Genomic DNA, 19695 nt, shown 5'->3' with positions numbered 1-19695 from the left:
GAATGGAGATTTAATCCCTAATTCCCTTATCATACGCAGCACTAGCTTATTAAATTTTAATGAATGATTAAAATGGATTACATAATAATAAAGAGACCAGTCTGACAAGTCCATCCAAAAGAATTCAAATTATATAAATTAATTATGTCTATGATATCCTTATATATGGAAATTACCAAGTCCGATAGTATCCAAAAGTAGTTTTTATCTTAAAAGTACATGATAAATCTGACAGGTTAAAAAGGGAGTGAGCTAATGATCCGATTTGAAAAAGTATCCAAACAATATCAAGAAGGTACTACCGCGATTAAGTCCCTAAACATGGTTATCAAGGAGGGGGAATTTTTTGTCATTATTGGGCCCAGCGGCTGTGGGAAAACGACGTTACTTAAAATGATCAACCGTTTAATCGAATTGTCTGACGGTACAATTTTTGTCTATGACAAAAAAATTAGTGAGTACGACATACACGAGTTGCGCTGGAACATGGGATATGTCCTCCAGCAAATTGCTCTTTTTCCCCATATGACCATAGAAGAAAATATTGCGATCGTTCCTGAGTTGCGAAAGTGGGATGATCAGAAGATTCGGCTCCGAATCGATGAATTGATGGAAATGGTGGGTTTACCACCAGCAAAATATCGAGGCCGGAAACCAAAAGAACTATCTGGCGGCCAACAGCAGAGAATCGGCGTGATACGTGCACTTGCCGCCGACCCAGATATTCTGTTAATGGACGAACCATTTAGTGCACTTGATCCCATTAGCAGGGAAAAATTACAGGATGACATTATTGATCTGCAGCGAAGAATTAACAAAACGATTGTTTTTGTTACACATGATATGCAGGAGGCCATCAAGCTTGGTGATCGAATATGTATCATGAACGATGGAGAAATCGTTCAAGTGGGAACACCAAAAGAAATCATCGAGAGCCCTATCAATGATTTTGTACGAGATTTTGTGGGAATGCATGCAGTGTCTGCAAAGGAGGATGTTCAACTTGAAAACATTATCGATCAAATCCGGACCAGCCATACAACGTCTTCACCTTCCTTTACTATTCCTGCATCTTCCTTTTTAAGGGAGGCGCTTATGATGCTAACAGAGCATGAGCAATTGTCAGTGGAAAAAGAAGGTCAAATCATCGGTACAATAACAAGAAAAACAGCTTTAAAGTATATGGCAGATTCCTTGCAAGAAAGAGGTCCTAATAATGGATAATTTTGCAAATGTTTTTAAGGGAAGACAATCACAATTGTTGAGTGCTTTGCTAGAGCATATTCAAATATCACTCATTGCCCTCTTTTTTTCTATACTCATCGCCATTCCACTTGGAATTTATTTGACAAAAAAACAAAAGATTGCAGAAGGAATCATTGGAATTACTGCAATCCTTCAAACGATTCCTTCACTAGCCCTTTTAGGTCTATTAATCCCGTTGTTTGGCATTGGAAAAGTTCCCGCCATCATCGCCCTTGTGATTTATGCGCTGCTGCCGATTCTTAGAAATACATATACTGGAATAAAAGGAGTAGATACCTCACTCATTGAGGCTGCAAGAGCGATGGGGATGAACAAAAGACAAAGGCTTTTAAAAGTAGAGCTTCCCCTTGCTACCCCTGTAATCATGGCTGGAATACGAACGGCAATGGTTTTAATAGTAGGAACAGCGACATTGGCAGCACTAATTGGGGCAGGAGGGTTAGGAGATATAATTCTTCTTGGAATTGACCGAAATAATTCATCCCTCATTATTCTTGGCGCCATTCCGGCAGCCATTCTTGCCATTCTTTTTGATTTTTTCCTTCGACAATTTGAACGAATATCATTCAAAAAATCATTGACTACTTTTGTAGTACTTGCAGCGGCAACGATACTGATCATGGCCATTCCGTCCATCACAAGCCCAGAGCAGAAAAAAATCGTGATTGGGGGAAAACTCGGCTCTGAGCCAGAAATCTTGATTAATATGTATAAACTGTTGATCGAAAAAGATACGAACTTTCAGGTTGAACTTAAGCCTGGACTTGGAAAAACTTCGTTTGTTTTTAATGCATTAAAGTCAGGCAGTATTGATGTGTACCCTGAATTTACTGGAACAGCCATTTCCGAATTTTTAAAAGAAACCGCAGTTAGCACGGACAGGGGAGAGGTATACGACCAAGCGCGAACTGGTATGCTCAAAAAGTATGATATGGAAATGCTGAAACCGATGATTTACAACAATACGTACGCACTGGCCGTACCAAAACAACTAGCTGAAAAGGAACATTTAAAAACGATTTCCGATTTGAAAAAAATTCAGGAAAATACGAAGGCGGGTTTTACCTTGGAGTTTGCCGATCGTGAGGATGGTTATCGTGGGATTCAAAAACTTTATGATATAAAATTCGCTAATGTAAAAACGATGGAACCGAAACTTCGCTATAATGCAATTAAAACCGGGGATATCAACTTAGTCGATGCTTATTCAACAGACAGTGAGTTAAGGCAATATAACCTCTTTGTTTTAGAGGATGACAAGCATCTATTTCCTCCCTATCAAGGGGCACCATTATTAAGAAAGGAAACCGTTCAAAAAAATCCAGAGGTCAAATCAGCTTTAAATAAGCTTTCTGGAAAAATAACGGACGATCAAATGAGAGAGATGAATTATGAAGTAAATGTAAACGGAAAGAGTGCTGAAGAAGTTGCTAAGCAATTTTTACAAAAAGAAGGATTGATTAAATAAAAAGAGTTTCTGATCCCTAAATTAACAAAATGAGCTAGTGCAGAAAAATGAATATTAAAAAAGACCCTGAGTTATTTACGATGTATACAACACTCTCTGAAGAATCTGTAGATGTAATAAATGCCCATATTAGTGAATTAATCGGACGAATAATACCGATTATTGAAGAGGGAATAACAAATCAAGAATTTAATATGACAGATGCCGCAGCGACTGCAAATGGGATTTTTATGGCAACGGCTCGATTCCATCATCCAGCTCATGCAATAGAATGGTCATCGCCCTCCATTAATCAGGAATTTGATATTGTCTGGAACTTAATTCTTTCAGGAATCTTGGATAAATAACATTAAAGCCGTTCTTCCTAACAAGAAGACCGGCTTTTGATCCTTATAACTAAAGCAGCCTCATAGGAGATGAAAAAATGAAAGCATTGTTATTGCATGATAAAGGTCAATGGAAAGAAATGAAGGTTGAAGATATACAAACACCCAGCCCTGAAAATGGGGAGATATTAGTTGAGGTTCATGCTGTGGGTCTAAATCCTGTAGATTATAAAACGGCAACTGGTGGAAATCCAAATTGGTCCTATCCGCATATTATCGGCTTAGACGTTGCTGGAACTGTTGCAGAAACAGGTGAAGGCGTTACGCAATGGAAAAAGGGAGACAGAGTGGTGTATCACGGAGATCTTACTAAAAAAGGCGGTTTTGCTGAATATACCTTGACTACTGCACATACAGTTTCACGTATTCCGGAAAATGTTTCGTTTGACGATGCGGCTGCTATTCCTACAGCAGGGTATACCGCTTACCAGTCCTTATTCTGTAAGCTGCCGTTTGAACAAATTGAAACAATATTAATTCACGGCGGAGCTGGTGGTGTTGGAGGATTTGGCGTTCAATTAGCGAAACTTGCGGGTAAAACTGTCATCTCTACAGCATCTCGCCATAATCATGAGTATGTAAAATCTCTTGGTGCAGATTATGTGATTGATTACCATGAGGAGGACGTTACATCAAGAGTTATGGATATTACTAATGGGCGCGGTGTAAATGCAGTGGTTGATGCGGTGAGCAGAGAAAGTGCAACAGAATCTTTAGACATGTTAGCTTTTATGGGTCACATTGTTTTTATTTCGGGTGCACCTGATTTTACAAAAGTAAAGCCTTTTACAAAATCAGTATCTTACCATGAAATTGCTCTTGGGGCAGCACACCAGTCTGGAGATGTAAAAGCACAAAAGGATCTCGCATTAATAGGAGATCAAATGCTAACACTTATGTCTGAGGGCAAACTCTCTTCCATGCTAAAAGAGACCATTACACTAAATGAAGTTCCAGAAGCATTAACTCGCCTCTCTGAGCGCCATGTAAAAGGTAAAATTGTGGCCAAGATAAAATAAAGTCTGGCACAAGTACTTAGAACTTATTTTTAAGAGAGTTTTTTTAATACTTTAATGGGCAATTTATTTTTTTGTTCAGTGGACTTTTCTATATAAGTTTAAGTAAGAAAGACCAGTAAGCCTGGTCTTTCTTCTTAAACATAAGTAATCCGTTTCTTATTAATGCCTCTTTTTCAAAGCATACTTCCACATAGCCAAGTCGTGGCTAACTTCCGCATACCCTATTCAAATGAAAATGTCATTTTGTATTAAGCTTTTCCCCCAAAATAGGAGCCCTAAAATAATGTGCCAGGAAAATTCTAATTGACTTTAAGGGAGACTTTAATTATTATATGTTTAAACATTTAAACATATAAACATTAATTATCATATAATTGGAGGATATAGTATGAAAAAGACAGCATTAATAACAGGAGCTACAAGCGGTTTAGGATATGAGTTTGTAAAGCTATTCGCTAATGATGGTTACAACCTTGTTTTGGTTGCGAGAAACGAAAACAAATTAGAGGAAATCAAGCAGACTTTCACAAATTTAGAGGTAACCGTCATTGCTAAAGATTTAAGCGTGCCAAGAGCAGCTAATGAGGTATTTCGAGAGATTGAAGAAAAGGGTCTGGATATAGATGTTTTAGTTAATAATGCGGGGTTCGGATTATTGGGTAAGTTCGATGAACTAGACATCTATAAACAATTAGAGATGATTCAACTTAATATTACCTCATTAACAGAATTAACCTATTATATTCTTCCGAAGATGAAGGAAAGGAACAGCGGGAAAATACTAAATGTAGCAAGTACTGCGGCATTCCAGCCAGGCCCTTTAATGGCAGTATACTATGCTACAAAGGCTTTTGTCCTTTCCCTTTCAGAAGCACTTGTTGAAGAGCTGAATGACAGCAAGGTCACTGTTACAACCCTATGCCCGGGTGCAACAAAAACTAATTTTGGTTCTGTTGCCAATGTTGAGGGGACGAAAATGTTCAGCAAGGCGATGGAATCGGATAAAGTAGCTAAAAAAGGTTATGAGGCTATGATGAGCGGAAAACGTGTGATTGTAACAGGAGGATTAAATAAGGCAGGTGCTCTTGGAGCAAAGTTTTTACCAAGAAATTTGTCCGCTAAACTTGCTAAGTATGTTGCAGGGGAAAAATAATATTTTGAACAAAAGGGGATAAATGAATTATGGAACAAAAAGCAATTGATGTATTCAGAGCGTGTATTCCGTTATTTAACGCTTTAAGTGACCCTGCTAGGCAGGACATTATTCTTTTATTGGCAGAACAAGAGCCATTAAGCGTAAATGAAATTGCTGAGCAATCTAACCTGTCCCGTCCGGCAATCTCTCATCATTTAAAAATAATGCGGGAAATCCAACTCCTACAAATCGAACAAAAAGGGACACAGCGGTATTATTCGCTTTCTTTAAACCAAAGTGTAGAGCAATTGAAGCAGCTGATAGATATCGTGGAGAGTGAGTGTATTTTTTAATTCACTCTCTTTTTTTAAATTTTTCCTATGAGACCTGGACCTTCTACTTAGTGACTTACCTTTTGGTAAAGTCTTTTTTATTAATTGGATTTGGTATCTTTCTATTAGGTTCGATAGTATACTTCAAAACTAATTTTTAACATTTTTTAATTTGTAAGAAAAAGTAAAGGAAGTAGCAACCCTCCAAATTCCAACAATGCTCTATCGGTGAAAAAAGAAAAAAACCCTTGTTTACATAATTGTATACACGTTTACAAAATGTAAACTTAATGTATACAATTATGTTTACGTGTAGACAAATGCGTAAACATGCTGTGGATACGATATGTATACGGATGTGTATTCGAAGTTTACAAAGTTGTATACCACAGCAACTTTTAGTTTACAAGGTGTTTACAGGTTTACATTTTCATTTCTTTTCACATAAGTTTATTGAAGTAACTAGTAATCTCCTATAACATTAAAGAAGAACACATATACATAACCGCCAATAAACATAAATCTATTAATTGAAAAGGAAGGATGTATTTTTATGTCAAATACTAGAATTGCTGCAGTAGATGTCGGAAACGACTCAATTAAAGCTTTATTTGGAGAATTAGAGTACGAATTAAACATTCCTAACATTGTTGCGAGAGATACAGAAGACCGACCGGTTATTGGAATAGAAGAATTAGATAGTAAGAATCCGCTGGATGGAATTCATATCAAGGTTCACTCCCCTGCCTTGAAAGAGAATAATGCGATTTATCGTGTGGGTAATTTGGCAACCAAAAGCAGCAATGCTACAGAATTAGATCCAGGCAGTGCGAAATCAGAAGAGGATCAGACATTGGTTATGCTTTTTGCGACATTGGCATTAGACGCAGTCAAAGAGGAAACCGCTGAAATTTTTCCGCGTGCAAAAAATGTCATTGATGCAAACTATACTCTTGGAACAGGTCTTCCGCTTCGAGAAGTAAAAGAAGGCAAGGATGCAGGATATCGCTCTAAATTAGTTGGTTCTGTACATCAGGTAGAATTCCTTGTAACTCCAAAATATCAGGGATTAAAAGTAAATATTAAATTCAATGAAGTAAAGATATATCCTGAAGGATTTGCTGCGTATATAAATCTTGTGATGGATAATCAACTGAAGATTATAAATAAGGATTTAATTGATAAAAGAATTTTAATCCAGGATATTGGCGGATTATCAACTGATATAGCAGTTATTAAAAACAGAAATGTGGATGATGATAAGGCACAAGGATTTAATCTCGGAGTTTCTGAATCGTTAGAGGCTATTAGAGAAGAAATCAGAACAAAACATGGGGTTGAATTAGACAGCCGCCGTGATGTGGTTGAAATTATAACACGTAAGAATGACCGCAATCATATTATGGTTAAAGGCAGCAGGACAAGCGTTCATGATATTACAGATCGTATTTTGCTTGAACTTGCTAAAAAAGAATATCGTTTATTACGCAATGTTTGGCAGAAAAATTCTCAAACCGAAATCTGCTACTTTGTTGGCGGCGGGGCGAATGTTCTAAAGGAATATCTTAAAACATTAAACAATAATTTAGATGGCTATAATATCGAATTCTTTGAAGATGAAAAAGAGAGTATTTGGATGATGGCTAACGCTTATTATAAGCTTATCACTGACTTTGTCAGGAAAACAGAAAAGCCAAAGGCAGTCAAAGAACCAGTAAAGAATTAATATAAGGTGATTATATGAAAAAGTCTGCCTCAATTGAGAGGGGCCAAGCCATTTCATTTCGGGTTCCTTCTGATACGCCTGATCATTTATTAAAGCATTTGCAAAAGCTAAAGGAAATAGAAAGAAGGAACTTTTCCAGTAAAATTGCTGAGTTTGTGATGCAGGGAGTTGGCCATTCTTCTAAAAGGGAACGGGAAACCATTACGATTCCCTTGCCCCATAAATTAAGCAAGTCACAGCGGGATTGGTTAAAGCATGAGCATTCTGAAGCCTTGCTTGGGAGTATTATTTATCAGCTATTAACGGACCCGGTTCGGGCTACTTCATTACTAGCCTCATTAAATAGCAGCTCTTTGGATATAGACGAGGCCTTGTACCTGCAAGAAGAAATACCAAACGAAGAGATTCCTGTTATCCAGTCAAACAATACAGGTCAGGTTATTTCGGTAGAAGAAACTACCCCATCGCATGATTTAAATGACTTTGACGATGATTTGGATTCATTTGATTGGGAAAAAGCAAAACAAAACGAACCAGAAATGGTGGAAGAAGAAAATGAAGAGGAGGAAAATGACCTGGACAGTCTTTTAGGGGATTTTCTTTCTAAAATGAATAAATAAAAAGAAGCCAGGGTTATCACTGGCTTCTTATTTTATTATGCTTCGGGATCTATGGATTTAACGATTCTTTCACAAATTTCATGAGTGATATAAGAATCATCAATTGATGGATTAGGGGTCTTGTTATTTTGTACACAATCAATAAAATGGTCAGTGATTTGGTAGAAGCCGCGTTTATAAAGTGTCGGCTCCCAGTCACCAAATTTAGTAAAACTTATTTCTTTATTATGATAATGAGTGGTTTCAACCAGACTATTAACAACATATTTGTCATGTCCAGCCATGTATTCAATGATTTCCTCGGTAACACCGCCGTTTCTGTTCATTACTCCTATAGCGATACAGCCATCACCAATAAGCTGGATAACCAGATTATCAAGCATTTCACCTTTCCTAAGGTACTCTACTTTTAAATCCTTGACCTCTGTATCCATCAGGAATCGAAGAGTATCGACTACATGAATGAAGTCCTCTACAACAAATCTTCTTACATAGTCAGGAGCTGCGAATCGGTTTTTTTGCATGATAATCAGGCTGGCTTTACCATGTTCCTTCAGTTCTTTCACTCTTGGTATAAATCTTCTGTTGAAGCCTACCATTGCTATTACACCTTTGTCTTTTGCAAGCTGAACAATTCTTTCAGTTTCCTGGAAACTCACTGATACCGGTTTGTCTATGTAAACGTTTATGCCATTTTCAATTAACTTTTCAGCCATTTTAAAATGCGCCTCTGTTGCAGAACTCACAAAAGCTGCATCAATGTCCTTTGTTAACAGTTCATCAACCGTCTGGACCTTTTCCTGAATTCTATATTTCTCGGCCAATCTGTTCAGAGTATCCTCATTTCTTGTACAAAGCACAAGCTCTATACCTTCTTTTTCAGATAGTACAGGTAAATAGGCCTTTTTAGCGATATCGCCCAATCCTATGATTCCGATTTTCAAATCAATCACCCCATGCAATCATTGGTATACGTACTGTAAATTATACAATCAGGATATTTAATATCAACTTTAAAGGCCTTCCTTTATGGATGGGAATGAGAGATGAAGCGAAGAGGTTTCAGCCAATTATTTCTAACTGCAGGTGCAGGCCATGACTTTGCCATCAGCCCAATTTTTAAAGTCTAATCGGAACAAAGCTCTTTTAAGCTATGATCCAGATAAAAAGGAAGTCAGTTTGGAAAGAACTGTTTAAAAACAGGCTTAAAAGAAACAAGTACTATACAATACTCGTCTCTATCAAGAATTCATATTTTTTATGGACCATTCATCACGTTCGGGCAGAGCAAAGTATATTGAAAGCTTTTTTAAAGCCTAAATAACGAGAAGTTTTACTAAAGGGTATCCTATTCGGAAGGATACTCTTTTTGTTGATTCTTGTTCTAGAACAAGTCAGTTCAGACTTATAACCTACAGAGATTTCATATGAATTATGTAAAAATACCTAAAAATTTTACAGATAATTAAGATAATTGTTGAAATAAGTATATTTACATTGTATATTTATGGTAGAAAATAAAATAATATCCAAGGGCAACCTATCTGAAAGGATAAGGGCGCAAAGCTATAGGGGCTACAGTAATTATTTACTATGCCAGCCAGTTGCAAATAATGAAAGGGCCCTTTTGTATATTCAAAGGGCTTTTTTTGTTGTAAAAATAAGTCTATTTTTGAGAGGAGAAAGAGCATGAAAAAGTTTTTATCTATCCTATTTTCTGCAAGCCTGATTTTAGCTGTAGCTACACCAGTATTTGCGGCAGATGACAACAATGATATTGCAAAAGTCCTTCAATTAATAGAAAAGACTAACAGGGATATTGACCAGAAAATTGAAAAAGCGATGGAAAGGGCAGATGATCTCCAGGAGAATTATCTTACTGATATCCGCAAGATTGAAGAAGGAGATACGCTCGTCAAATTAAATTCCGAAAGAGATAAGACATTAGCAGATTTGGAAGCTGCCAGGAATGACCCGACCAAAGCAGAAAAACTAAACGAAAAGCTAACACAAATTTCAGCAAAAATCTGTGGAGAACAAGCTAGAGTTAATAGTAAAATTGCTGAAATTCAGCAAGATATTGATGCTGCAACAGAACAGCTTACCTTAACAGATGGCAAGAATGCAGATATGCTTCAAGAAAAAATAGATAAATTAAATAGTAGACTGGATGAAAGGTCCCAAAAATCCCTGGATAAAACAAATAGATTCACACATGAACTTGAAAAAGTTATTCAAGAGACTTACAATGACACACTTAAAATGTCTAGTGAAACGATTAAAAAGGCAGCAGAAAAAGGAGTTATTGCTGAGCAGGAATGGAAACTTGTGCGTTTTGCGGACAAGTGGGTATGGATTGATCCTATTCGAGTTGTAAAATTCTAAATATTTTAAGATTATGATTGAGTAACCAGCTCAAATTTTATATGATTAAAAAAGATAGTGAGTCTTTTATTTAATAAGACTCGCTATTTTTTAAGTAGAATTAGAGGTGGTTCAGTGGCTTTTACTATAGGAAAAAAAGGGTTTAATCTGGAACAGGTTACCTTCGACCATTATGATATTAGCCTTCTCGCTCGGGGCGATGGATCAGAAATTATGATTCAGTCTATAACAAAAGATAACTTGTTTTATATGTATCCAGCCGACAATCCAAATGTAATGGAATTTGTCTATATACTTCAGGGTGAAGTGATTTGCGAATTGGATGGCGAAAAAGTTTGTCTTGGGCCACATGACTATTTCACCTCCACTAATATAAAAGAACCCATTCATTTTACAGTATTAGAAGATGTAGTTTATCTATGGGTAATTACGGAGCCTACTTTTTATCAGTTAAGTGACAGTATAACTAGATTGAAAGAGATAGTTGATAAAGTAGAAGAAAAAGACCGATATACTTTTAAGCATAGCGAAAGAGTCTCCGAGTATGCAGTAAAAATTGCAAAAAAGCTAATGCTGTCAAAAGAAAAACTGGAAAATTTATATATTGCTTCCCTTCTTCATGATATCGGAAAAATAAATACGCCAGAAGAGATTCTAACCAAGCCTGGTAAATTAACAGATGACGAATTTGCGGTAATAAAACTTCATCCATCGGATGGGGCAGAAATGGTTAAAGGTCTTTATTATGAGGGCGTTGCAGGCATAATAGAGCAGCACCATGAGAGATTAAATGGAAGTGGCTATCCGCATGGGTTAAAAGGGGACGAAATCCTTCTGGAAGCCCGTATAATAGCTGTAAGTGATACGTTTGATGCAATGACAGAGGATCGGGCTTACCGTAAGGCCTTTAATATGCAGTTTGCAGTGGACGAGTTAACAAGGCTTGTGAATACTCACTATGATAAAGAGGTTGTCGAAGCTTTTGTTGAGGTGTTAAAAGAAGAAGGGCGCATTTAGCAGAATGGAGCAGGTTAGAAAACCTGCTCTTATTTTTTTTCTAGCATATTAATAAAGTTCTCAACACTTCGTTTATGTTTCATTATGGGAGAAAATACGTAAGAAAGTGTGCGGGTAAAGGATTTGTCCTTTAACGGAATAACAGAAAGATCCCCATTTTTCACTTCCCTCTCGATAACACTATGGGACAGCAAGGACAGTCCCATCCCCTGTATGACACTTTCTTTAATTCCCTGGTTGCTGCTTATTGTAATTAAGGATTTTACGGTTAAACCATTAGAACGGATAACATGATTTAAATATTCTCTAGTTCCTGAGCCCTGTTCCCTGGAAACCCAAGCTTGATTCTGAAGGTCCGCTATGCTTAATGTTCCCTTAGATACAAGCGGATGGTCATTTGATGAGATGATAAATAACTGATCCTCCATAAATGGATGTACGGACACTTCCGTATCGTTTGTCTGGCCTTCTATTAATCCTATATCTACATGCAAGGACCGCACGCTTTCAACAATTTCATGAGTATTCCCAATAATGACCTGAAGTTCAAGGGCGGGGAAATCCTTCTGCAATTTTGCGAGTAAAGAAGGCAAAATATATTCGCCAATGGTAAAGCTTGCCCCTATAATCAATTCTCCCTGTACCGAGTTATGGTGCTCGAGAATGTCTTCCTTAGCCTGTTCGTAAATGGCGATTATTTGCTTTGCACGCTTATATAAAATCTCACCGGTTGGTGTTATTTGCACCAGCTTAGGAGAACGGACAAATAACTCTGTTTGAAATTCTTTTTCTAAATTCTTAATGTGTAAGCTTACACTTGGCTGAGAAATATGAAGCATCTCTGATGTCTTTGTAAAGTTTCCCACTTCGCAAAGGGTTACAAATGTTTTTAAAGAATCATATTGCATCTAAATTCACCCAATCATTAGGATTATTAATAGAAATTATTGTTGATATATATATTACTAATAATATTCCTTTTTATATGCTCTGTTAAGCTTGATTGTTGATTTTCGATCACGTCGCTCGCTTTCCGCGGGTAATCCGCGAGCCTCCTGGGCCGCTAACGACCTACGGGGTCTCGCCTGACTTGCTATTCCCCCTGGAGTCTCGCACCTTCCGCTCCGATCAACATAGTGAAAAATCTACATTATGATTTAACACAGCCTTTCTATAAAGAAATACCCACTTAGCATTAGCGCAGTGGGTTTGTTGATTAGCTTTGCTTTGGATAACGCCAGGCATAACCAAATTCCAGGGTAGTGATTCCATTAACATCTATAAAGCTTACTAGTCCGTATTCTTTTGTTAAGAACTGGTTTCCTTTGATTGCCTGACCAATCAGTTCTTTATTTGTTTGATGATCCTTAATAATTAGGGTGTCCTCATGAACGGAAACATCGTATGAATCTCTTCCATCACTGTATATCCCGGTCCAATTTTCCCATTCTAAATGATTGGGAATGTAATCCTGAATAAATTCCGGACATGCATTGCTGTTAACCATAACACATTTGATGGTTTGTCCTTCGGCTGGAACCGGAAAACCAACTGTATAAATGATATTGCCTTCATCATTTTTGGCAAAACAAGTGTCATTGCTATATGGTGATAATTCGAATTGCTGACCATTATGTTTTATATACATTTTGCTATTAAGCGAGTAGATATCGATTAATCCGTAATAGCTGTGTAAATAGGAACCTTCGAAAGCCTTCCAATCGGGATGATAAACGATTTCAGGCTTCTCACGATTAATACTTGCCTTAGATTCTTCTTTTAGAAGCTCATCCACGATTTCATATCCCGCCTGGAAGATATCTTCTCCATTTGCTAAAGCAATGACCGCGATGCCTTTTTCAGGAACAAGGATAAACTGACTGGAATATTGATTGCTGTACTGACCGTAATGCCAGAAACGTTCCACTCCGTCTTTTGTTTCCCGGAAAAAATTAATCCCACAGCCGGCCTCTGTTAAGGTATACCAATTGTTTTGTTCTTTTCTCATCTCATTTATGGAAGACGGAGAGAGAACTTGTTTATTTTCATAAACCCCGTTCTGGAGATGCATCATGGCAAACTTGCAAAGATCATCAATAGCTGAAAAGGCATAGTAGGAAGGATAGCTTGCTGCGTTATCAAGAAACTGGTGTGAAATAGTCGGGTTGCCAGCGTTGCCCCTGTGATGTGGCAATGCCAGAGGATATGTCATTGCTTTTAAAGGATTGTAGGTTGTTTGGTTCATTTCCAACGGATCAAAAAGGAATTCCTGCATAAGTACATCAAATTTCTTCTTGGTCACTTGCTCTGCTACGAATCCTGCAATATTTGGCCCATGGTTGCCATAGGAATAAGCAGTTCCGGGATGAAAAAGGATTGGCAGGGTTGGGACAATTTCCTTCATGTAACGAAAAAGACCTTCTTCGTCATGATGGAAGCTTAAACCGCCTCCAGTTGGAAGACCAGAGGAATGAGTTAACAGCATACGGATTGTAATGAGCTTTGAGAGTTCTGGGTCAGTGGCTGTAAACCAGTGAACATAGTACTGTACTGGTTTATCCAAGTCTATGAGACCTTTTTCTACTAATCTCATCATAAGGGTCCCCGTAAAAAGTTTACTTACGGATGCGATGCGAAAAAGTGTATTGGAACTAATGGGTGTTCCCCAATCCTCCACGTTCGTTCTTCCAAATCCTTGAGATAATATAACTTTATTCTCTTTAATAACAGCCACGGCGGCACCCGGGATGCCATTATTTTTCATAGAATCATGAATAATTCGATTGATATTTTCCAATAAAACAGACATAACAAAATACTCCTTTTACAAACTTTCTTTTAAACTTCAATTAATTCCATGAAAGACCGAAGAATTCCTGCTTAATATGATTGGCCTTTCCCATATTTTTACCTGTCATAAATAAAAACTAAATACTGGTTAATTGGCATAGATTTTGCAAGAATTATAGAGTGTGAAAAAATAATCACAAAATCAGGGAGGAAAAAATGATGACTAAAAATATTGCAGTTATTGGTTCAGGTGTTATGGGAAGCAACATTGCCCTTTCTTTTGCAGTGGGTGGTTATAATGTAACCGTAAATGATATAAAAGAAGAGTTCTTAACAAAGGCTAAGTCCCGAATTGAGGAAAATCTCTCTTTGCTCGTGGAAGAGGATAGTCTGAGTGAGGAGGGAAAGGAAGCTGCTTTAAAGAAGATTACCTGTACAACGGATTTAAAAGAAGCTGCTGGCGAAGCTGATTTTATTATTGAGGCGATACCTGAAGTGATTGAGCTGAAGTGGGATCTTTTTTCAAGGCTGGCGGAGATCATTAAGCCGGATACTATCGTGGCTTCTAATACATCCACTTTTCCTATTTCCCGGTTAGCAGAAAATTCCTCATTTCCGGAACAAATGGTGATTACTCATTTCTTTAATCCTGCCCATTTGGTTCCTTTGGTTGAAATTGTTGAGCATCCGAAAACCAGATATGAGGTTGCGGATTCTGCTATTGATTTAATTCGAAGCATTGGGAAGTCACCGATTCTTCTTAAAAAGGAAGTAACAGGCTTTATTGCAAACCGTCTGCAAACAGCATTAATGCGTGAGGCATTTTACTTATTAAAAGAAGGCGTAGCGAGTGCGCGGGATATTGATACTGCTATTACCGCAGGTCCTGGATTCCGCTGGGCATTTACAGGGCCAATTGAAATTGCTGACTTTGGCGGCTTAGATACCTGGCAGCGTGTATTTAATAATATTGCTCCCGAACTGGATGAAAGCAAGGAAGCACCTGCACTTATCCAGGAGCTGGAAGAGGCAGGAAAGCTTGGTACTAAAACTGGAGAGGGCATTTATTCCTATTCAGAGGAAACAGTATCTGAAAAACTTAATCAGCAAAGCAGAAACTTTATTAAGCTTGGTAAAATAAAAGCTAATTATGGGAAAAACGATTGAAAAAAGAATTTTTTTAATATAAATCTTTAAACTTGGCACGCATCTTGCATTATGAAAAGGGTGTAAGGGTTTACATTTCCCCTTTGATTAATTAGGAGGTGCTGTAAGTGGATAAAATCATTTCTAAAGAAGAAGTTTCATCTATTTTCAAGGATGGAATGACTATTATGGCTGGGGGATTTATGGGAGTAGGAACTCCGCAGGGTCTTGTATCTGCCATGCTAGAAGCTGAAGTGAAAGATATTACTTTAATTGTAAATGATACCGCTTTCATTGAATCGGGCGTTGGACCGCTAATTTCTAACGGACGTGTGAAAAAGGTCATTGCTTCACATATAGGGACAAATCCGGAAACAGGAAGACAAATGATTGCTGGTGAATTGGATGTAGAATTGGTTCCCCAGGGCACACTGGCTGAACGTGTACGGGCTGGCGGATCAGGTCTAGGCGGCGTGCTGACACCAACAGGAGTAGGCACGGTAGTAGAAGAGGGTAAAGAGAAGATTACTGTGGACGGAAGAGAGTTTTTGTTGGAAAAACCACTACGTGCAGAAGTAGCACTTCTTAAAGCATACAAGGCGGATAAAGCAGGAAACCTGATCTATCATCGCTCCGCAAGAAACTTCAATCCGTTAATGGCCCTAGCTGCAGACTTGGTTATTGTACAGGTAGAGCAAGTAGTTGAAATCGGGGAAATTGACCCTGATGAAGTCATGACGCCGGGAATCTTGGTCGATAAAATTTTTGTTCAGGGAGGTTGCTGTTAATGGTAAGCACTCAATTAAACTCAAAACAAATTATTGCGGCCCGCGTTGCAAAGGAAATGAAGGACGGGGATGTCGTAAACCTGGGTATTGGTCTTCCAACAATGGTACCAAGCTTCCTCCCGCCAAATGTTAATGTTATTCTTCAGTCTGAGAACGGTTATATTGGGCTTGGCCCACTTGATGGTGAAGTGGATCCAGACCTTGTTAATGCAGGTGGACAGCCGGCAAGTATTCTTCCTGGGGGGGCTTTCTTCGACAGCCTCTTCTCCTTCGAGCTTATCCGTGGCGGACATGTAGATGTTACGGTTCTTGGCGGCCTTGAAGTAGATGCAGAAGGAAACCTAGCCAACTGGATGGTTCCGGGAAAAATGATTCCTGGCATGGGCGGTGCAATGGACCTTGTAACTGGTGCTAAGAAGGTAATTGTAGCAATGGAACATACAGCAAAAAATGGTTCATCTAAAATTTTAGAGGAATGCAGACTGCCTTTGACTGGTAAAGGTGTCGTTGACCTTATCGTAACTGAACTGGCTGTATTCAGAGTAACCGATGAAGGGCTTGTTCTTGAAGAGTTGCAGGATGGGATTGACCTAAAAACTGTGGAAGAAAAGACAGAAGCTTCTTTTAAGATCAGCCAGGCTATTTTGGAAAACTAAAAATACTATATTCATAGAAAATGTCTTGAAGACATATCAAACCAACAGGGGGATCATCTATTATGCGTGATGTAGTAATTGTAAGTGCTGTTCGTACAGCAATCGGCAGCTTCATGGGAACTTTAAGCAGCACTCCTGCAACAGAGCTGGGAGCAATTGTTATTAAGGAAGCTGTTACCCGTGCCGGAATTACAGGTGAACAGGTCGACGAGGTCATTATGGGTAATGTACTTCAAGCCGGGCTTGGCCAGGGACCAGCCCGTCAGGCAGCTCTTAAAGCAGGATTGCCAATTGAAACAACATCAATGGCAGTAAATAAGCTTTGCGGATCGGGCTTAAAAGCAGTCCATCTCGGAATGCAGGCAATCCAAACAGGAGATGCAGAGATTGTGGTAGCTGGCGGAATGGAGAATATGAGTCTCGCACCACATCTCTTAAAGGGCGCACGTGATGGTTTGCGTATGGGAGACGGAAAACTAATTGACAGCATGCTTGAGGACGGCCTTTTATGTGCAGTGAATTCCTATCATATGGGTGTAACAGCAGAAAATATTGCCGAACAATACAGCTTAACGCGTGAAGAGCAAGATGAATTTTCTGCCTGGAGCCAGCAAAAGGCAGAATGTGCTATAAATGAAGGCAGATTTGCAGATGAAATTGTGCCAGTCGTGATTCCTCAGCGTAAAGGTAACCCAATTGTTTTTGATACAGATGAGTTCCCTCGTGCAGGTGTAACAGTAGAAAAGCTTGCTAAATTAAAGCCAGCTTTTAAAAAGGATGGAACAGTAACTGCAGGTAATGCTTCTGGTATTAATGATGGAGCCGCCGCACTGGTTCTTATGAGCCGTGAAAAAGCAGAAGAACTTGGAATTAAGCCAATGGCATTTATTCGTGGAAATGGAGCAGCTGGTGTCGATCCAAGAATCATGGGTATTGGCCCTGTTCCTGCTACTAAAAAGGCACTCAAAAAAGCAGGTTTGTCCATGGAGGATATCGACTTGGTTGAAGCAAATGAAGCTTTTGCTGCACAATCTCTTGCGGTTGGCCGCGACTTGGAGATTCCACGTGAAAAACTGAATGTTAATGGCGGTGCGGTTGCACTGGGTCATCCTATTGGAGCAAGCGGCGCTCGTGTACTTGTGACCCTTCTCCATGAAATGAAGCGAAGAGGTTCACAATATGGCCTGGCTACACTTTGTATTGGCGGCGGTCAGGGAGTTGCCACAATTGTGGAGATGGAGAAGTAATAGATAGCCATTATTCCGCAAAAGAGGAAAATTCCTTTTTTGCGGAATATATAAATTCCCAAAAACGGGAATACAAATATTAATTTAAGCTTTATTCTTAAGCTTAAAGATAAACATCTTAGATTTTCAGCTTGGCACGAAAATTGCTAGAAATAAAAGAGGAAAGATTTTTAAAAGGGAGGCAAGAATATTTTGAAAACGCTTACCTTGGGAGGGGTATAGCGTGCTGTCCAATTATCTAGAGGGGGATTTATATGGAATTATTTGTTATTATTTTATCGCTGGGTCTATTAATGTTTGTAGCCTACCGCGGTTTTTCGGTTATTTTGTTCGCACCAATTTGTGCGCTCCTAGCTGTAGTATTAATTGATCCAAGCCATGTATTGCCGTTCTTTTCCGGTGTATTTATGGAAAAGATGGTCGGTTTTATTAAATCATATTTCCCGGTCTTCTTATTAGGTGCAATCTTTGGCAAGGTTGTAGAAATGTCCGGAATTGCTGAATCCATTGCAAAAACAATTGTTCGTTGGCTTGGCGCAAAACGTGCAATGCTAACGATCGTTTTATTGGGAGCTATTTTAACATACAGCGGCGTAAGCTTGTTCGTAGCTGTTTTTGCTATCTATCCATTTGCAGCACAAATGTTTAGGCAAGCTGACATTCCCAAAAGACTTATTCCTGGTACAATCGCTTTAGGTGCTTTCACCTTTACCATGGATGCATTGCCAGGTACACCCCAAATTCAAAACGTTATACCTATCGCTTTCTTCAAAACAGACATTTATGCAGCACCAACGCTGGGTATTATTGGGGCTATTTTCGTATTAGTGGTTGGTCTTTTATATCTTGAAACGAGAAGAAGAAGGGCTGAAAAAGCAGGCGAAGGATATTACGGGTTAAAATCAGAGACAGCTGCAGCAGCTGAAGCATATAAAGCTGACGAAGTCGCTGCTCCGGATTTAACTACTCAAGTCTCTGTCGGCAAACAAATCTTGGCATTTATCCCGCTCATTCTGGTGGGTGTAACAAATAAATTATTTATCACTTATATTCCTAAGTGGTATCCAAATGGATTTGATTTCTCTGCTATTGGATTAAAAGCGTATACCGTTGATGTAACAGCTAATGCTGCAGTTTGGGCAATTGAAATGGCGTTGGTTGTTGGAATTATTACATCATTGGCCTTTGACTGGAAACGTGTAACAACAAATCTTAAAGAGGGTTTAAATCTAAGTATTGCTGGTGCTTTACTAGCAACAATGAATACTGGATCTGAATATGGATTTGGAGGAATTATTTCTTCCCTTCCTGGATTTAGTAAAATCAGTGATGGAATTTCCCACACATTCTCTAACCCGCTTGTAAATGGAGCAGTCACAACCAGCTCATTAGCAGGTATGACAGGATCTGCATCCGGTGGAATGGGTATTGCTTTGGGAGCAATGGCTGATAAATATAATCAGGCAATTGCAGCAGCAAATATTCCGCCAGAAGTTATGCACCGCGTTGTTGCCATGGCATCAGGCGGTATGGATACTCTTCCTCACAACGGAGCAGTTATTACGCTGCTTGCGGTTACTGGATTAACACATAAGCAATCCTACCGTGATATATTCATGGTTACACTTATTAAAACCTTGGCAGTGTTTGTTGTTATCGGTATTTACACATTATTCGGTATAGTTTAATAGAAGAGTTTTTTCAAATAATACAT

Annotated in this window: 18 protein-coding genes and 1 riboswitch; of the genes, 15 read left to right on the top strand and 3 right to left on the bottom strand. The window is 38.6% G+C overall.

The window, feature by feature from the left end:
• Positions 1–255 precede the first annotated feature (255 nt).
• The 8 genes from G8761_RS06310 to G8761_RS06275 all read left to right on the top strand — a co-directional run bounded on the left by G8761_RS06310 (position 256) and on the right by G8761_RS06275 (position 7952).
• Positions 256–1224 (top strand): ABC transporter ATP-binding protein, encoded by a 969-nt coding sequence (locus G8761_RS06310; RefSeq protein WP_166024751.1) that lies wholly within the window; start codon positions 256–258, stop codon positions 1222–1224.
• Entirely contained in the window at positions 1217–2734 is a 1518-nt protein-coding gene (gene opuFB / locus G8761_RS06305) for an osmoprotectant update ABC transporter permease/substrate-binding subunit OpuFB (protein ID WP_166024749.1), read from the top strand. Before G8761_RS06310 ends, opuFB begins: the two co-directional genes overlap by 8 nt.
• A 47-nt stretch (positions 2735–2781) precedes the next feature.
• Complete coding sequence (locus G8761_RS06300; RefSeq protein WP_275940682.1) at positions 2782–3081, top strand: hypothetical protein; 300 nt, start codon at positions 2782–2784, stop codon at positions 3079–3081.
• A 77-nt stretch (positions 3082–3158) separates the two neighbouring features.
• Entirely contained in the window at positions 3159–4139 is a 981-nt protein-coding gene (locus tag G8761_RS06295; protein ID WP_166024745.1) for a zinc-binding dehydrogenase, read from the top strand.
• A 388-nt stretch (positions 4140–4527) separates the two neighbouring features.
• Entirely contained in the window at positions 4528–5292 is a 765-nt protein-coding gene (locus G8761_RS06290) for an SDR family NAD(P)-dependent oxidoreductase (RefSeq protein WP_166024743.1), read from the top strand.
• A gap of 29 nt (positions 5293–5321) precedes the next feature.
• Positions 5322–5627 carry an ArsR/SmtB family transcription factor gene (locus tag G8761_RS06285; RefSeq protein WP_166024741.1) on the top strand — a complete coding sequence of 102 codons (306 nt, stop codon included), beginning with the start codon at positions 5322–5324 and terminating at the stop codon, positions 5625–5627.
• Positions 5628–6159: 532 nt separating this feature from the next.
• Positions 6160–7332 (top strand): ParM/StbA family protein, encoded by a 1173-nt coding sequence (locus tag G8761_RS06280; RefSeq protein ID WP_166024739.1) that lies wholly within the window; start codon positions 6160–6162, stop codon positions 7330–7332.
• 14 nt (positions 7333–7346) lie between these two features.
• Positions 7347–7952, top strand: coding sequence for a hypothetical protein (locus tag G8761_RS06275; protein ID WP_166024737.1), 606 nt, complete (start codon positions 7347–7349; stop codon positions 7950–7952).
• 35 nt (positions 7953–7987) lie between these two features.
• Here G8761_RS06275 and G8761_RS06270 read toward each other — a convergent pair whose 3' ends face one another.
• The gene (locus G8761_RS06270) at positions 7988–8905 is read right to left on the bottom strand and encodes a Gfo/Idh/MocA family protein (protein ID WP_338000916.1); all 918 of its coding nucleotides are present in this window, start codon (positions 8903–8905) and stop codon (positions 7988–7990) included.
• A gap of 571 nt (positions 8906–9476) precedes the next feature.
• Positions 9477–9564, top strand: a riboswitch (cyclic di-GMP riboswitch).
• Positions 9565–9641: 77 nt separating this feature from the next.
• Between G8761_RS06270 and G8761_RS06265 the strand changes: the two genes are divergently transcribed.
• On the top strand, positions 9642–10337 hold the full coding sequence (locus G8761_RS06265; RefSeq protein ID WP_166024733.1) for a hypothetical protein: 696 nt from the start codon (positions 9642–9644) through the stop codon (positions 10335–10337).
• Between the two features lie 114 nt (positions 10338–10451).
• Positions 10452–11354 carry an HD domain-containing phosphohydrolase gene (locus G8761_RS06260; protein ID WP_166024731.1) on the top strand — a complete coding sequence of 301 codons (903 nt, stop codon included), beginning with the start codon at positions 10452–10454 and terminating at the stop codon, positions 11352–11354.
• Between the two features lie 29 nt (positions 11355–11383).
• Here the strand turns inward: G8761_RS06260 and G8761_RS06255 are convergent, their stop codons facing one another.
• Positions 11384–12262, bottom strand: a complete 879-nt coding sequence (locus G8761_RS06255; RefSeq protein ID WP_166024729.1) for a LysR family transcriptional regulator — start codon at positions 12260–12262, stop codon at positions 11384–11386.
• 308 nt (positions 12263–12570) lie between these two features.
• The gene (locus G8761_RS06250; protein ID WP_166024727.1) at positions 12571–14163 is read right to left on the bottom strand and encodes a serine hydrolase domain-containing protein; all 1593 of its coding nucleotides are present in this window, start codon (positions 14161–14163) and stop codon (positions 12571–12573) included.
• Between the two features lie 197 nt (positions 14164–14360).
• Here G8761_RS06250 and G8761_RS06245 point away from each other — a divergent pair, with 197 nt between their 5' ends.
• From G8761_RS06245 to G8761_RS06225, 5 genes are all read left to right on the top strand, one after another.
• Positions 14361–15311 (top strand): 3-hydroxyacyl-CoA dehydrogenase family protein, encoded by a 951-nt coding sequence (locus G8761_RS06245; protein ID WP_243449908.1) that lies wholly within the window; start codon positions 14361–14363, stop codon positions 15309–15311.
• Positions 15312–15418: 107 nt separating this feature from the next.
• On the top strand, positions 15419–16078 hold the full coding sequence (gene atoD, locus G8761_RS06240) for an acetate CoA-transferase subunit alpha (RefSeq protein WP_166024725.1): 660 nt from the start codon (positions 15419–15421) through the stop codon (positions 16076–16078).
• The gene (locus tag G8761_RS06235) at positions 16078–16734 is read left to right on the top strand and encodes a 3-oxoacid CoA-transferase subunit B (RefSeq protein WP_166024723.1); all 657 of its coding nucleotides are present in this window, start codon (positions 16078–16080) and stop codon (positions 16732–16734) included. Before atoD ends, G8761_RS06235 begins: the two co-directional genes overlap by 1 nt.
• Positions 16735–16796: 62 nt before the next feature.
• Positions 16797–17981 carry an acetyl-CoA C-acetyltransferase gene (locus tag G8761_RS06230; protein WP_166024721.1) on the top strand — a complete coding sequence of 395 codons (1185 nt, stop codon included), beginning with the start codon at positions 16797–16799 and terminating at the stop codon, positions 17979–17981.
• Between the two features lie 254 nt (positions 17982–18235).
• Positions 18236–19669 (top strand): GntP family permease, encoded by a 1434-nt coding sequence (locus tag G8761_RS06225; protein ID WP_166024719.1) that lies wholly within the window; start codon positions 18236–18238, stop codon positions 19667–19669.
• Positions 19670–19695 lie beyond the last annotated feature (26 nt).

Origin of the sequence: Neobacillus terrae (assembly GCF_011393025.1) — a bacterium.
In the GTDB taxonomy this organism is placed as follows: Bacteria; Bacillota; Bacilli; order Bacillales; family Cytobacillaceae; genus Neobacillus_A; species Neobacillus_A terrae.
The sequence above is the reverse complement of the archived record's forward strand: the minus strand, read 5'-3'. Positions and strand labels throughout refer to the sequence as shown.